This is a genomic window from Kordia jejudonensis (genome assembly GCF_001005315.1).
GTDB classification, from domain to species: domain Bacteria; phylum Bacteroidota; class Bacteroidia; order Flavobacteriales; family Flavobacteriaceae; genus Kordia; species Kordia jejudonensis.
In genome coordinates this window covers 15,446-31,981 of record NZ_LBMG01000037.1, presented here as the reverse complement: position 1 = coordinate 31,981, position 16,536 = coordinate 15,446, and the positions used below count along the sequence as shown (strand labels likewise).

General features: G+C 36.7%; 10 protein-coding genes. All 10 read right to left on the bottom strand.

The window, feature by feature from the left end; genetic code table 11:
• Position 1: 1 nt before the first annotated feature.
• The 10 genes from AA089_RS16815 to AA089_RS16770 are packed head-to-tail and all read right to left on the bottom strand — an operon-like array spanning position 2 to position 15,959.
• Positions 2–886 carry a glycoside hydrolase family 17 protein gene (locus AA089_RS16815; RefSeq protein WP_046758152.1) on the bottom strand — a complete coding sequence of 295 codons (885 nt, stop codon included), beginning with the start codon at positions 884–886 and terminating at the stop codon, positions 2–4.
• A gap of 13 nt (positions 887–899) precedes the next feature.
• Entirely contained in the window at positions 900–1,808 is a 909-nt protein-coding gene (locus tag AA089_RS16810) for a glycoside hydrolase family 17 protein (protein ID WP_053002511.1), read from the bottom strand.
• Between the two features lie 22 nt (positions 1,809–1,830).
• Positions 1,831–3,264, bottom strand: coding sequence for an MFS transporter (locus AA089_RS16805; RefSeq protein ID WP_046758151.1), 1,434 nt, complete (start codon positions 3,262–3,264; stop codon positions 1,831–1,833).
• Positions 3,265–3,276: 12 nt separating this feature from the next.
• On the bottom strand, positions 3,277–4,773 hold the full coding sequence (locus AA089_RS16800) for a glycoside hydrolase family 30 protein (RefSeq protein WP_046758150.1): 1,497 nt from the start codon (positions 4,771–4,773) through the stop codon (positions 3,277–3,279).
• A gap of 6 nt (positions 4,774–4,779) precedes the next feature.
• Positions 4,780–6,069 (bottom strand): glycoside hydrolase family 17 protein, encoded by a 1,290-nt coding sequence (locus tag AA089_RS16795; protein ID WP_046758149.1) that lies wholly within the window; start codon positions 6,067–6,069, stop codon positions 4,780–4,782.
• A 15-nt stretch (positions 6,070–6,084) separates the two neighbouring features.
• A complete protein-coding gene (locus tag AA089_RS16790; RefSeq protein ID WP_046758148.1) occupies positions 6,085–9,549 on the bottom strand; it encodes a hypothetical protein in 3,465 nt (1,154 codons plus the stop codon).
• 59 nt (positions 9,550–9,608) lie between these two features.
• On the bottom strand, positions 9,609–10,439 hold the full coding sequence (locus AA089_RS23835; RefSeq protein WP_053002510.1) for a PKD domain-containing protein: 831 nt from the start codon (positions 10,437–10,439) through the stop codon (positions 9,609–9,611).
• A gap of 13 nt (positions 10,440–10,452) precedes the next feature.
• Positions 10,453–11,292 (bottom strand): glycoside hydrolase family 16 protein, encoded by an 840-nt coding sequence (locus AA089_RS16780; protein WP_046758147.1) that lies wholly within the window; start codon positions 11,290–11,292, stop codon positions 10,453–10,455.
• A gap of 20 nt (positions 11,293–11,312) precedes the next feature.
• The gene (locus tag AA089_RS16775; protein WP_046758146.1) at positions 11,313–12,773 is read right to left on the bottom strand and encodes a hypothetical protein; all 1,461 of its coding nucleotides are present in this window, start codon (positions 12,771–12,773) and stop codon (positions 11,313–11,315) included.
• 12 nt (positions 12,774–12,785) lie between these two features.
• Positions 12,786–15,959: a glycoside hydrolase family 2 TIM barrel-domain containing protein gene (locus tag AA089_RS16770; RefSeq protein WP_046758145.1), complete on the bottom strand. Its 3,174-nt coding sequence runs from the start codon at positions 15,957–15,959 to the stop codon at positions 12,786–12,788.
• Positions 15,960–16,536 lie beyond the last annotated feature (577 nt).

Below are 16,536 nucleotides of genomic sequence, written 5' to 3'. Positions count from 1 at the left end.
GTTAAAATTTTAATTGTTCATATTTGTCCCAAAGTCCCCAATACGCACCGACATCACCTTCATCACCAACTTTCCATGATTCATCAAATGATGAAAAGTAGAATATTTCAATGTCTTCTTCTCGGGACCATTTTTGAGTGTTAATAAAATACTTTATTGCGTTTATATCCGATGGATATGCTCCTTCTAGGCTTGTTCCTTTAGTAGGCCAGCCCGTTTCGGTAATGATAACTTTTTTACCATTACCTGCCTTTTTTGCTCTGTTGTACATGTCTTTCATATACAATAATGAATAGTCTTGATCGCAACCTTCCCAAAATGGGTAACAGTTTGCTAGTATAATATCACACGCATCTGTAATTGCTGGACGTTCCGTAAATTCGTAGTATGCATCTACATATCCGACAGGAATTCCTTTTATTTTTTCTTTTGTGTAATAGATAAATTGTAATAATTCTTCTTCAGTAAGATCGCCTCTGTACATGACTTCATTTCCTACTGCGGCTACATCCACAAAACCTTGATTTGCTAGTTGAATCAGCTCTGCTATTTCGGCTTCATTGGTTTCAGGATCGTTTCCTAACCAAGCGCCTACAAGGGTTTTCATGCCCAACTCTTTGGCAATTCTCGGAATTAGCTCGTTTCCTTCTGTACAAGAGAAAGAGCGTATCCAATTGGTGTATGGTCTTATGATTTCTAAACGACGACGTATTTGCCCTTCTGATAGCATGTCGCCTGGTTTTTGACCTTCTTCGTAAGGACAGAAACACAAACCATGCATTCCGTCATGAAGTGTATTGTGCCATTGAATTTTTAAGTCATCAAGAGATTGACCTTCAAATTCGATAGCGGCAAGTGCAAAAAATTTTTCCTTTCGTAAAGACATTTGTTTTAATTCATTAAAATTTGAGTTGCTCGTGTTTGTCCCAAAGTCCCCAATATGCTCCTACATCTCCTTCATCTCCTGTTTTCCATGATTCGTCAAATGATGAGAAATAGAAAATTTCAATATTTTCTTTATCGGCCCAAACCATTGAGTTTATAAAATATTTTATCGCATTTTCTTCCGAAGATTCTGCTCCTCGCAAGCTTCCACCTTGACTTGGCCATCCTGTTTCAGTAATGATTACTTTTTTGCCTTGAGCTGCATGCATTGCTTGTCCGTACATACGTTGCATGTGTGCCAACGAACCATCTATATGGCAACCTTCCCAATACGGGTAACAGTTACTTAGAATGACATCACTGATTTCAACAAGTTCAGGATGCACAGAGAATTCATAGTATGCATCTACATAACCTACTTGAACATTTGGTAATGCTTCTTTGACTCTTTTGATGTAGTCTAACAATTCATCAAGTGTTAGATCGTTTCTATAAAGTACTTCATTTCCAACGGCTGCAATATCAATGACACCTTCTTTACCTAGTTGTATAAGTGCTTCAATTTCTTTTTCATTGTCTTCTTTATCATCGCCTAGCCAAGCACCAACCATTGTTTTCATTCCATGTTTTTTGGCATAACGTGGAATGTGTTCGTTTCCTTCTATACAAGAGAAAGAGCGTACCCATTTCGCATATGGTTTTAGTATGTTTATTCTTCTTTCTACTTGTGCTTCACTGATGACATCACCGGGCTCTTGTCCGTCTTCATACATGCTAAAGCATATACCATGCATTCCTTTTTCGAGTGTTACTCTCCAAAGTTTTTTGAGATCTTCAATGGAATATTTTCCAAAATCTATACCTGAGTGCTCTGTAAAATTCACACCTTCGTATAAGCGATAATCTTCGTGTCTGTATGACATTGTATTTTTTTTATAATTTGATTTATAATTCTCCTCTTCGCTCTACTAATTCTTCTTTGATTTCTCTAGCTCTAGTTTCATTCAAGCTATATTTCCACATAACCAACATTGCTAATCCAGCCGTAGCTGCGGGAATTACAATATCTGCAATACGTAATTGATATAATGTTTCGGCAGATTGTGTAGTTAGCGAACCATCAAACCCGATGAGTTTTAGCACCAATCCTCCTAAGATCAACGCAATGGCTTGCCCGAGTTTTACCATCCACCAATAGATAGCTCCAAAGGTTCCTTCTTTACGTGGCATTCCGTTTTCGAGCTCATCTAAATCACATACATCTGCCGTCATAGACATCATAAGTGTGAATAATCCACCAAGACCAAATGCCATAAATGGTATTGGCATAAATACTAAATAAGGACTATCAACATCAAATGCCCACCATTTGAGAGAATATCCAATAATTGATATGAATGTAGAGATTAAGAATGCTTTTCTTTTACCTAATTTATTCGCCATCCATGATATGATTGGAATAATCAAGAATGCTGTCGCAAGTGCATTTACAGTGTTAAACCAAGCTGGCCACGTACCTGCTGCTTCGTAACTTCCGTTGTACATATAAAATACAATGATATAAACACTAAAGGCTGCAACCATTTGAAATCCGTTAAAGACAAGGAATGTAGCTCCACAAAGTTTCATAAACGGTTTGTTTTTTGAAATTTGTTTTATTCCGATGAATAGGTCTTTTAAGTTTGTGGATAAAGATCGTAAGTTAATTTCTTTACGATTTGACATATTTGCAGAATCGATACCTCTACAGAAAATTGCTGGTATGATACCAAAAACAATACATATGATTCCTACTACAACTGCCATGAAGCGAACTCCTTCTGCTTGTGTATCAAAAAGTGTTTGATCAGGAATGATGAAATATAACCATGGAACGATCATCCAAGCAAATTGTCCCATTGTGTTAGAGAATGCCATTAAACGTGTACGTTCGTTATAGTCTGATGTCATTTCATATCCTAAACCTATTAAAGGTGTTGCAAATACTGTGTTTCCAATTAGGAATATGATTTGTAGAATCATGATGTACCAGAAGTTATACATTTCTGGATTATTCTCATCAATCTGCCACATGAGAATAAACATAATTCCACTGAAGATAGCACCGAAAAATATGTATGGTCTTCTTCTTCCCCATTTTGATTTTGTATTGTCAGAAATGAATCCCATGATAGGATCGGTAAGCGCATCAAAAATTCTTGGTAAACCACCAAGTAATCCTGCTAAGAAAGGATCCATACCAAAAGCGGTAAGCAAGAAATATTGAATAAATACACCCAATGTTCCAGGTAATATATTCAAGACAAAATGACCAGAACCAAAGGATATCTTTTGTAAAAAAGGTACTTTATCTTTAGCGGCAGTAGTTTGGTTTGACATAGGTAATATATTTTAGTTGGTTAGTACAATCGTTTGAATCGCTTGTGGATTAATCGATATGTTTTTGGTTTTATCTCCAAGTTTTAAGGAGAAATGTTTTTCTGTTTTTCCTTCATTAAATACGACTACGGCAATACTTCCATCTGGGTTTTCTGCGGCTGCAACCATTAAATCTTTGTCTGTATTTTTAGCATCTATTATTTTTGCTTCTGGACGAATGTACTTGCTAAAATGCGCCATGGTATAGTATAATGGTGTCATGTATACTTCATCTGCATCAGGATCGACAATTACAGGCGCCACGCACCAATTTTTGAACCAGTTTGGTCCACCTTGTCTGTCTAGTACCATATTCCAATCTACCCAACCATCAACCCAATTGTTTAGGCATCCGATGATGTCGCGCGCATACCGATTGACAGGTGCGTATTTTGGATGTAAGTATTTTTGATCTTCTGGTGCCCAATCCCAGCCCCAATCGGTGGCTTCTTTTTTCCAGTACCAAGCATCGTCTTTCCAAACTGGCACTTGTGAGTCTATACAACCTTCCGTTTCAATGAGGTATTTGTCTGGCGCTTTGTTGTGTCCGTATTGTAATGCTTCTGGGAAAAAATCATAGGTACTTTCATACCAATGAATAGCAATTCCGTCATAGTATTTTGATGAGGCTTCATCTTTGTACATTTCGTCAACCCATTCTTTTATTCCTGCACGATTTTGATCGTATCCTAAGATTTTGACATCTCCTTTACCATCTGCTTCTAGTTTTGGTCCTAAATGGTTTTGAACCAAGTTTGTCATTTCTTTTGGCGTAAAATGCATGCTTTCCCAGTTGTTTCCGTTACCATGTGGTTCGTTTACAACGGTGATTCCCCAAATATCAATTCCTTCTGCTTTGTACGCATCTAGGTATTTTGAGAAAAATAACGAATAGGTATCATTGTATTTTGGCAATAGTTTACCACCAACCCATTCTTTATTGTCTTTCATCCATGGCGGTGCCGTCCAAGGTGAGGCAATGATTTTAAATCCATCTTCGGAAGCTTTCATTGCATCTTTTATCATTGGAATTAAGTCGTCTTTGTCTTCTTTTATTGAGAAGTTTTCCAACGTCATATCATCTGCAACGGGTGCGTATGTGTAGTTGGTTAATGAAAAGTCGCATGAGCTAATGTGTGTACGCGTTAGTGAATAGCGTGCACCTTCATTTCCAAAGTATGCTTGAATTATTTTGTTTCTGTTTTCTGGACTTAGTTTGTTTAGTAAATATGCTGATGATTCTGTAAATGAACCTCCAAAACCAGTGATTGTTTGGTATTGTTTTGAAGGTGTTAATACAATTTCAGTCGTTTTTTCTGCTTGTGTAAATTCAGTGATTGGTGTCAATTTGTTTCCGCTTTCAGACGTTTCAAAGACTTGCACTTCTAATTCAAGTGTTTTAGCTTCTTCTTTACACGCTATGATCATGGTAAGAATTATTATCAAACTGTATGTTTTTACGTTTTTCATAATTGATTAGTGATTTACAGCTAATTTGGCTTTTACTGGTGGTAATTGTACTTCTAGTAACAACGAATCTTTGTTACCATTGTATGTTTTTGTGATTGGGTTTCCACTTCTGGTAAGTCCTTTAAATACACCTTTATCTACTAAGTCCCAAAGTGCATATTTTGCTTTTCCATCGATGGTAAATAGTCCAAAGTGATTTTCTGAACCGCCAGGATTTCGTGCATCTTTCCAGATTTCATCAAAGGCTTCAAAGTAGAAACACGACATGTTGGCTTCTTTAGTCCATTGACGCATGTGATTGTAATAGATGGCTTCTTTATATTCGTCTGTGGCTTTACTTCCGTTATTTCCGTAATGTCCGTTTGAATAGGAAGCCCAACCTGTTTCTCCGATGTGAATTGGTTTTTTTACACCCAAACTTGTCATGTAATTGTACACACTATCATATTGAGAGATGGCATATTTTTTGGCTCTTAACATCGCATCGTCAATTTTTTCGAGACTTGATTTTTTTGAATTTTCTTCAATTCCCCAAAATATTGGATGGTAATGTGTGTCATGCATTGGATAGGTATGCATGGAAATAAAATCTACCGCTTTGATCAATTTATTTAAATCTTCTACATGATATAAACTATCGCCTCCGCCCCAAGAAGCAAAGTTATCGGAACTTGTAACCCACAAGTCTTTTGGCAGTTTTCCTTCTTTTTTAAGATTTTGCAAATGAGTTACCCATTTTAGAATTACACCTGGTTGTACGTAGTAGCTCGCTGCCCATTTGACCATAGCTTCGTTACCAACGGCAATTACTTTTACAATGTCTTCAAATTGATTCGCCAATGCGACAGCGCGTTCAATTTCTCCTGCATTTTGTTCGCTTTCCTGATTGTGATCGGGTACTTGGTTTGTCCAAGCATTTTTACAATCAATCCACGCACCTAACATGACATACATCTCAAAATTTTTGTCTTCGTTTTTCAGTTCCCTGATCGCTTTTAAAACGTTAGTTGCATGTGGCAGTTGTACATTGTATGTACGCAAAATTCGGATATCCATCGCATGGAGAATCTTCATATCTTCTTTTAACTCTTCAATTGTCGGTTGTATTTCTCGCAATGAGTCTCTATAACCTCCGTATGAGATTGCCAAATAGTTGTTATTTCCTAATATATCTTTAGCTGTCACTTGTTTTTGTGTTAATGGTTCTGGCGATGCCTTCTTTTTTTGTGAATTTTCACAAGACATTATGAAGAGCGTTACCAATAGAAATATAGATATGTTCCTTAATGTTCTCATGATTGTTTCTCTTTTTTACTTTAAATGACTTTTTTTGATATGCACATTTATTTGTGTTACTTTCCCTGCACGATTAAATACTTGCTGGCTTGTGCTCGCATCTAAACGTAAGTTATCAAATGCCTTTGATGATCCGTCACTGAAATGAACTGTGAGTCCATATGCATCAGCAATGGTATATACTACTGGTACTTGGCAGTAGGTAAAACACAACGATCCTTTGGTTATTGGAAGTTGTTTTTTCTCTTTTGCAATATTTATATAGTTAAACGTACTGTCTTTTTGTAAAAATTCATCTTTACGTAACATACATGGATCAAAGTAGAGTTCGCCTTGTGATACAAAAACACCTAGTTCGCCAAAACGACTTAGAATGTCTTCTTTTACTTGTCCTGTCATTCCTGGCTGTTGCGCGCCTTTTCCTGCTGGTGTATGCGAATACGGATCAGTTGGAAATGCTCCATAGAGTGATGGCGATTTGTGCACACCGATACCTTCATTAATTTCGTAGTAGTGTTCTAATAATCGACCAACAATTTCTGCGCTTGCCTCTTCACGAATGGCTTTGATACAGCATTCAAATACAGCTAATTGCAGTTTTGAAACCATATGCCAGTAGATAGATCCTAATCCTTCATATCCGTAGAATGTTCCTGAACGACCTGTAAATTCTTTGTGATTGAATACGTCTTCAAATACCTCTAATACATAGGCGGCATCTGTAGTTACTAATGATCCGTAAGCTGTGTTTTGCAATGCATTTAGCGCTTCACTTAAATCGCCTGCATTTTTAAAGTTTCCATTGAAATGATAATCGCCATTGATGTCTTTAGTAATTATACTTCCGTTGTGATCATTTAGCAATTGTTGCAATAGGTTTGATTTTGCAACTGCTTCTTCTGGAATGGAGTTACGCTCAATAAATCCTTTGAGTTCTTTGTTTGGATAGAGCAAGTAACTATACTGATCTGGTCGGAATAGTTTACTGTTTTTTAGTCCATCGAGTACTGATACTGCTTCTTGTGAAGATATGTATCCTGAACTTAATACTGCTACTTGTCCTTCTAACATTTCGTTGAGATATGATATGGACACATCGCCGTTGTCTTCCACAGTCATTAAGTTGTATGCGTGGTAAAGTTTATCTTCTCGCTTGTTCGCTTCAATAGCGTGTTCTAAGTATTGTAAACTTGTTTCAACAAATTCTTTAATTTCACTAATATTAAGTGCTATTTTTCGTCCTGAAAATGCATTGTTATAGATTTTCATTCGGTAATCGCTTCCTGCAATTCCTAAACCATCAAGTACTTGTCTTCTTGCGGTATCGTTTATTTTACCAGCAAGTAAGCCTTTGTGTGTTGAGAATGTGTTTGCGATTTTATGGAAGAATTCTGCAAGTTCTTTTGAAACTTCTACCGTTTCTGTTTTTGAATTGGCAAATACTCCACTGAAAAATTTCAAGAAACGTCTTAAATAGTATAGTGTTACCATTGAGACTCCGTTTCCTACTAATGCGTTGTTGGCGTCATTCCACTCTGGACGTTGTGTATTCATCCAAATTCCACCTTCAGGAATAAAGTTAGAAAGTTTTGCCAGTGTTGTTGCCAGTATTTTTTCTACAAAATTTACTTTGACAATGAATCTGTTTTCATCACGAAGTAACGCACCATCGGCACCTAGTTTTTCTCTTTCTTGACGAATTTCATGATCTGAATCTTCGTCAAATTCAATGGTATCTTTTGGATTTTTTAGTAAATATTGATATGCTTTTATTCTGTACGGTACGTTTGCATATACAAATAGATCTTTGTTAAAGAAACTTTCCAGTTTTCCTGGTTTGTGATTTTCAATGATCTCTAAGAATTTCTGCAAGTATATAATTTGATGATCTCCCCAATAGCCAATGTACGACCAAGGATCGTCTGGTTCAATAGTTTCCCAATCGAAACCACCTTTTGTGACACGATATGGATTGTACCCATCAAATGTGGTAGCGTTTAAGAATTTATGAATCATGTTTTCGATAAATTCGGGATATGAGTGTGCTAATGCTTCCCAGTTTTGAAAGATATCACGCCAGTTTCCTTCGTAATCAAGTATTTTTGAACCGTCAACTTCACTTCTCGTGTTGATTGAAAATTTGTTCCAAGGACGACTTGGATCTCCGTGACGACGGCTAAATTTTAATGGCATGTATTCTAAACATAAACGTCTAAAGTTTTTGTCTTGACTTTCGTATGCCGTTTCCTTTAGTTCATTTATTGTAAATACATCTGGTAATGCTGCGATGACATCTTCAGAAGTTCTAGCTACTTTTTTGTTTGCTTTTGTGATGTAATCTTTAAAATCCCACTTTTCAACTTGATAGTTGTCATCAAAGATTCCTCCACGCATGATATTGAACAGCGTGTTAGCAAAGTGACGTGTATCTCTAAACTTGTCTGCCGATAGTTGCAACGCATCAGAAGCCGCATTTAAAGCTACTAAACGTTCTGTTCCAACATCAATTGTTTGTTGTACTTTTTCTGCTAAGTCAGCTTCGTTTTGTATTTGATGTGACAATTTTGCAATGTCTCCATGATCTTGGTTTACATTGGCAATTGTCATCCATGTTTTTTCTTCAGAAGCTTTTAAGATTACATCTGCGTTGATAAAGTAAGCACCTTTTTCCGCTTTTACATCAGTTTCTTGCTGAATTGGATGTCGCTTGCGGAATGCGCGCAGTTGTAATGATGATAGTAAATAGGTAGCATTGTCAAATCCTACTGACCAAACTACATTAGCTTTTAGAGCTTCACTTGGTTCGGCTTTGTCAACAATAATCGCGCTAAGCGCATAGATTCCTAATCCTGTTTTTTCTTCTAATTCGTTTCGCTTGTATGCATCTACTAGATTGCTACTTGCGTTTTGCAAATCAGAACCAACTCCATAGGGTAAGATGTTTTGAATTCCATCAAGAATGGAAACATGTACATTTTCTTCAGCGTTATTGACTAAATATGAATGTTTTACAAAACCATACTGATCACTAGAATTCCATTGGTAGCGAAATGTAAGTTCTAAATCATGATTGATCTCTTCGAACATTACTTTATTACCATAATTATTTTTGTAAAGATTTCGTGTTACTTTATACATTCCTTCGTAGCGTTCTGAAAATGGTTCCCAGAGTTGTAATTTGTTATTTTTAGTAACTTGAAATATAGATTTGCTTCCAGTGATTTCTGCGGATTCGGTGATTTTATCATCTGTGTAATATGGGAAAAGTGAGTATTCTGAATTTTTACGTCCAGCCGACAATCCACCATTACTGGAGATGAACATCCAATGATTGGAATCACTTACGATACTCATAAAAAATGGTCTTATGGTATCGCTGTTTGAAATTTTGTAAAAACTTTCGTTTTGTATGTTAACGGTTTCTATTTGAGACATATTTGATAGGATATCTTGATCTAAGCTATTATTTTCTTTAATCATTACAAGTCAATATTTTACTTCTAGAGAACTAGGGGAATTTTTAATGTATAGTTCAAATTTTATTCTTGAGTGAGATCATCAAAATAATAGATATCACCGTCACATGGAGCATTTCTTTCAAAGTATATGATGACACTTTTAAAGGTTCCCGATGCAACATTTGTAAAATCGAAACTAAGTTCTTGCCATTCTCCAACCTGGGTAATGCTTGCAATTCTTTCTTGGAAAGGATTTACATTTGGGAAAGGCATAAATTCGAGTCGTAGCGTCACATCTGTAATTTGTGTTTGTGCTAGGACTTTCATTTTGAATGTTTTGTTTGTGATTGTTGAAAAATCTAGTGGTGTTGCCAATTCAACTCCTACTCCAGACCATGTTTCACAACCGTTTGTTTTTTCATAGACTTGTACATTACAGCTACTGTTTACAGCATCGAGTACTGGGTTTGCCACTACGGCTCCACCAATGTTTCCAAACGCATCAAAGGTAGATTCGTTTAAGAAAGTCCAGTTTAAATCGCCATTTGCTGGATCAGTATTTTCATCGACTTCATCATTACAGCCATCAATTACAATTGTTTCTTCATACGTACTCGATTGCCCTTTGTCGTTGAATGCTGTTAGGCTTACCGTGTACGTACCATTATCATAACGGTGTACAGGATTTGTGAATGTAGAAGTTGTACCATCTCCAAGATTCCAAGCATACGACGTTGCTTCATTAGAAACATTGATAAACGAAATTGTTTTGGAATCTATTTCTTTTACAAATTTGGCTTCCAAGCCTACGAGTGTTACGCCACTTTCATTTTCATCTTCACAAGAGGTAAACATCGTGAACGAGAATACTACTAGAGAAAGTAGGCTTATGGTATGTTTTAAAAATTTCATGTTTTTGTGTTTTTTAGTTATAAACTCTTACGTAGTCAACAAACATTCTTTGTGGAAAGGTCGTATTTGCATCTGGAAAGCCAGGTAAGTTACCACCAACTGCAACATTTAAGATAATGTAGAAAGAGTTATCAAATACCCAAGTACCTTCTCCATTGGTTTCTTCTGCAATGGTTTCTGGTGTTATAGATTGGTATAATACATCATCTACATAGTAATTAATTCGACCTGGACTCCATTCGATACCAAAGACATGAAAATCTGTATCGAATCTGTCGTCAGTTAGTTCGTATTCTTTTGAGATAGAATCGCCGCCTGAATAGTTAGGTCCGTGTACACTACCGAAAACCACGGTAGGTTTGTTTCCTAAATACTCCATGACATCAATTTCGCCACATGCTGGCCAAGGATTTTGATCACAATCACTTCCTAATAACCAAAATGCTGGCCATAATCCTTTTCCTTGCGGCAAACGGATTCGTGCTTCAAAACGACCGTATTGCTGTTCAAATAATCCTTGTGTTTTTATTCTGGCTGATGTGTAACCGCCTGAATTTCCTTCTCTGGCAGTGATGACTAAAAGTCCATTTTGAACTTCTACATTTTCAGCATTGTTTGTATACACTTGCAATTCATTGTTTCCCCAACCTGGAGGCAATCCTTGTTGTGTTCCATCTCCTAAATCATAGGTCCATAAACTTGAATTTGGTGCGCCGTCCACATCAAACTCATCTGCCATTACCAAATTGTTTAGTGTCGCAACTGTTTGGGTTTCATCCGCATCGCAACTAACAAAAACAGTGCTTGATATGATTGTTAATGCTAGAATACTATTTTTTATTATTTTTTTCATATTTAAAATGTTATGAATTCTTAATAGAAATATATGTTATCGACTAAAAATGATGCTCCGTTTGATGAAACAAAAACAATATAGCCTATGTTACCTAAGTTTGGAGAACCTGCTCCACCACCACCAGTTGGCAATGTGAAGGAACTTAAAGGAATGTCAATACTTACCCATTCTCCTTGTATTAATTGACTACTGACATTGAATCCACCTGCCGATCCGTCTCCGAAACCATTGTCAGTATCATCTGGTCCAAAATCTATTAATTCCATCACCAACGCTGAACCAGGAGCGCTTGTCAACTGCACATCTAAGTGTACCATTGTTTCGCCAGTTACGTTTACGGTTCCGTCCCATCCAATTCCGATGAAGTCGATTCCTTCGTAGTTAACGTGATTGTTTCCATCGAAACCTTGTACTGAGATGCTTTCCGTATTTGAACCTGCAAAAACTCCAGGATTAAATCCTGTAACACTTGTATACGATTCGCTGTATATAGAAATTACGTCAGCTTGTGCTTGTGTTGGAATTGGAGCATTTACGAATGAACCAGCCGAATTGAGTTGTAACGATCCATTTCCTTGTGCATTTCCTATGCTTCCAGTGATTGTGGCTACACCAGGACCAATTACGGTTACATCGCCAGTAGACGTTACTGTAGCAACAGAAGTATCTGATGATGAGAAATCAAAATAAGGTCTCGCTGCAACTACTGATACATTATTACCCGTTCCTAAGTTGAAGGTTGCGCCTAAGCCGCCAATTGTTTGTGTATATCCTGTAAAGATATCAGTTTCTTGATCTTGTCCATTTAGTATGTAAGGAAATAATAAGTCTATCGTTCCTAGTTTTTCAAATCGTAATTCATCTATCCAGAATGTATATCCAAGATTGTCAGCAAATGTACTTGCATCATTAAAGTTGTCATTTCCTAGCACATCAAACGATCCTGCTGAGAATAAAAACATTCCTCTTTCTTGTACTAATTTAGAAGGATCAGGCATTGGAATAACGTATTTTTTCCAACCGCTTGATAATTCTATTATTGTTGAAACTGGATATGTATCTGTTTCAAAGTCAGTACCAAAACCAACTTCTATAGACGCCGTTAGTGAGCCTTTTGCCCAAAACGTTAACGCATCATAACCAGATAAGTCTCTACCAGCACCACGATCTGTAAAGATTCCTCCAATAAAGTTACCATCTGGATCGTTTGGCGTTGGCACATCTATTCGAATAGAAGAAGTACCTTCGTAAGCTTCATTGTCATCTGTACCAAAACCATTTGGATTGGCTCCAAAAGCAGGATTGAATGATTGAAAAAATTGATCTGTCAGTCCTACGGGAGCATCAGTAAATATGTCTGGTGTGTTTGGGAATGTTGCTATTACAGCATCATCCGATATATCTCGTTCACAACTTACGGTCATGGCAATTACCAAACCAGCAAGTAGTGTGTTTTTAAAATATGTTAATCTTTTCATGTGTCTAGCTTTTTATTTTCCTATGTTGATGTGAATGTATGTTCTTATTTCCCACTCTGTACCATTGTCAAATCCTACTGGACTTAGTATTGGTGCTGTTGCAAATTCGTCAGCAGTAGCATTTGGCGAATATCTTGGAGAGAATTCATTTAATGCACGCCATGTTCCTCTGATTCCAATTCTTGTACTTGGCAGTAAGAACCAATCTGGCTTACCAAGTGATGTAGATACATCTAACATTAATTGTGTTGGGTATGTTAAGTTGAAATCTCTATGGTAATCAAATGGTCCCCAATCGTTAATTTTAACGTGAGACATTACTTGAATTTTGTTATAGATCATTCTAACATCAGCTCCAAATCGTTTGATTAATCGTGAATCATCACCATTAGCCTGCGCATTTCCGTAGTAGAAATTACCAATGATTCCAAGTTCTGGCGATATTTTTGACACCATACGTGAGTTGATTTCCCATAAGTCTTCAGCAGCTACGGTACTTGGGAACGCAAAGAATGTACGATTGGCATTGAAACCAATGTGTGCATCTTGTTGTGTTGGTAAGTGACGGAATACGAATCCGAGGTTTGCTGCAAATTTTGCGTCTTCTGCTCTATCGTTATTCCACTCATACATCCATGTTCCTGGTGTTGGATCATAGGTGAAAAGGATTTCTCCTGCTGTCATTTCTCGGTTTCCACCGCGTACTGCAAATGGATCATCAATTACATTTCGTAATCTTCCAGGTGCTGGTGCGTCGGTTGGCATTGCATCTACTAATGGTTTTTGCCACATAAAGTTTGGTGCAATTTGGAAGTCTCCAAACGTATATGTGAAACCTGATAAGAAGTTGGTCATGTTTCCACTTCCTGAGTCTCTTAATCTCCATCCTGTAAATGTTTGTGTTTGGTCAGCGCCTCCATTGGCAACTAATCCCATTACGGAACCTTGTGCGTATATATTGAAACGTCCACCTGCATAAGTCAGTTTTGCTTTTGCTCCCCAATTATCAGTAGATTTAACCTTGTCTTCAACTACCGTATAGTTTCCTGAAGTTCCTCTTACATCTTGGTATACACTTCCGTTAAGTGGATTTCCTGCCCAGATTCCTCCGACTTGTACGCCAACTTTTCCAAAGTCACGCTCCAAAGCTAAGGTTGCTCTTTCCATTGGCCATGCAGGAATAACACCACTTCGTATTTGATTTTGATCTAAGACACGACGTCCAGTTTCGTCAAATTCGAGGTCTGTGTTTACATCTCTGTGATAGATTCCCGTTACGTCCCATCCTTTTATATTTTTTGTGTATTTGAAAAGCATTGTTGGATTGGCTCCCCACCAAAGTTGTGGACCAAATGCAGCTTTTGCACCTTTTAATGCTCCTTTACCATCTACTTCTATTCCTAAAATTTCACCACCATAGATGTCTAAGTTAGGGCCATAATTTGCTTCTGGATATAATCCGAAGATATCTCCTTCATATCCCCAATGGTAATGTCCTGTACGATAGAAACCTCTAAGATCGAAATCTTTAGCATTCCATTCAAATTCTGCGTTGTATACATTTACACGATTGATATCGTTTAATATTACTTCTTCTCCATTTCCGTTTACGATGACTTGTCGATTTCTGTTTTCATAGAATATTTCATCGATTGGATTTTCAGCAGCACGTCCGATAATGTTAAAGTTTACGTTTGCTCTCATGTTTGGAGCAGGATTTCCTTCCACTCCTATGAAGTACGATTGCATATGATCAAAACCGGTTTGATTTGGAAATGCATTTTCGTCTGGATCAGGATTGTTCGGTGTTGTTAGAAGACTTCCACCTGTGTTGAATGTTGTGAATTCAGCTCTAAGCTGGCTGATTCTTATTTTTTGACTACTTCCACCGCCCATGGCAGCTTTGTCACCTCTAGCTCTTAGGACAGCATCCATAATTTGGATATTATCAAAATGAGTTGAAAGAAAATCAGCTGTCATTCCAGGAGCATATGGATCTATTTGATGTGCTTCTTTTAATGAGTAATATGCTGCACGTGGATATAATGTATATAAACCTCTTGCATCAGTTGGTCCTTTTGCACAGATACCAAACCACTCTTCGTTCATGTTTAAATCTCCTTCATTGGCTTGATCGCGAGAATACCCGCCATTTGGCCATACTGCGACATTATCATGTACGTCTAAGTTTTTTGTTTGAAGGTATTTCCACCATCCGTCTGAAAATTGGAACGTAAATCCTCCAAGTGAGTTATTTGCTTTTCCTAAGCCAGCAGCATTGGCATAAATTTCTTTCCAGTTTCCTGTCATGTAGTATGCTTGTGAATACTGATCTTCTTTATTGTCTCTCGCATTGAAAGCATCTGCACCAAACTCAGCAAATAATATTGGCATGTTGAGTTCATCTTTGACTCTTTTGAATGCATCACCAAATGATACTCCTCGATACATGTTTGTACCATAGATATCAACGTCTTTACATTCTTCTTTTACCAAGTCTATGTATAATAAATCTCCGTTACAAATTGCAACTGGATGCGATGTATCCAATTTTTTAACTTCTAGTGTAGCATCATTAAACGCTTTGTATAAAGCACGTGCTGCTTTTATTTTGTTTGAATCGATTCCTTCTATTGGAATTGCCTCAGTTTCTGCTCCCGTCCACGATAAGTGATAGTTATTTTCATTACCAATCATGTAGAGTAGTAATCCTGGCGTGTCTTTGTATGTTTCTGCCATTTCTCTGGCTTCAGTCATTAAAATTTCACGCGTTGCTGGATCAGCATAGTCTGTTTGTGGCGTCCATGCACCATTAATTGTAAGTCCGTATGCACCAAAAGTAATATTTAACATGGTGTAAATACCATAATTTTCATAGATGTATGTAATCCATTTTGGTTTTAATCCATACGTTCGAATTGCGTTGACACCCATGTTTTTTAGTAGCATCATTTCAGCATCCAAAGCTGACATGATCACATCGTCTGATCTGTTCCAGATTCCAGGGTCTGTAATTGTAGAACCAATAGGTACATAATCCCAGTTCATACCATTGATCATAAAATCTTTTCCGTTAACAACCAATTTCATGCCTTGATCATTTTTTTGAACCACAACTTTATCTGCTTGTGCAAACATAGATGTCGTTAAAAAAATCAGTGCTAAAGTTAGAAAGGTTTTTTTCATCTGTTTGTTTTTAATTTATTAATTAGGTCAGATGGAACTCGCTAATAATTTGTCTTTAGTTAATCAACTAAAATAAATTACAGCTCATTTCATTTTGATTGGTTTTAAAAATTATTGAGCTTTCACTCAACATTTTTTGTTTTTACTAAAACTATGCATAATTATTGCGAAATCTTCAAAAATAACCACAACAAAAAACATACATGATAATAAAAACAACGAAAAATTTGATTATACTCAATTTAAACCCCTTGATTTTAAAGGATTCTTAATGAATTTATTTTTTTAATATTTTTTTAACACAACCCTTGTTTTACAGCTGTTTAGCAAAATGTTGTGGTAATGTTGTAGTGGTTATATCGCCTGTTGGATACATATAAAACCTTTGTATTGAGGCTTTATCGCCTATTTGATATATTCTTAAAAAAATTACGAAATCGATGTCGTTCTATAATGGTTGCTATTTATATGAATTGTATCTGTTGTTTTTTAAAAATGGATTAAAAAAAAACTTGCCCTATTTGTTCTTCATCGACATGAAAAAAGAACAAATAGTTATGGCAAGTTGTGTAGCTGT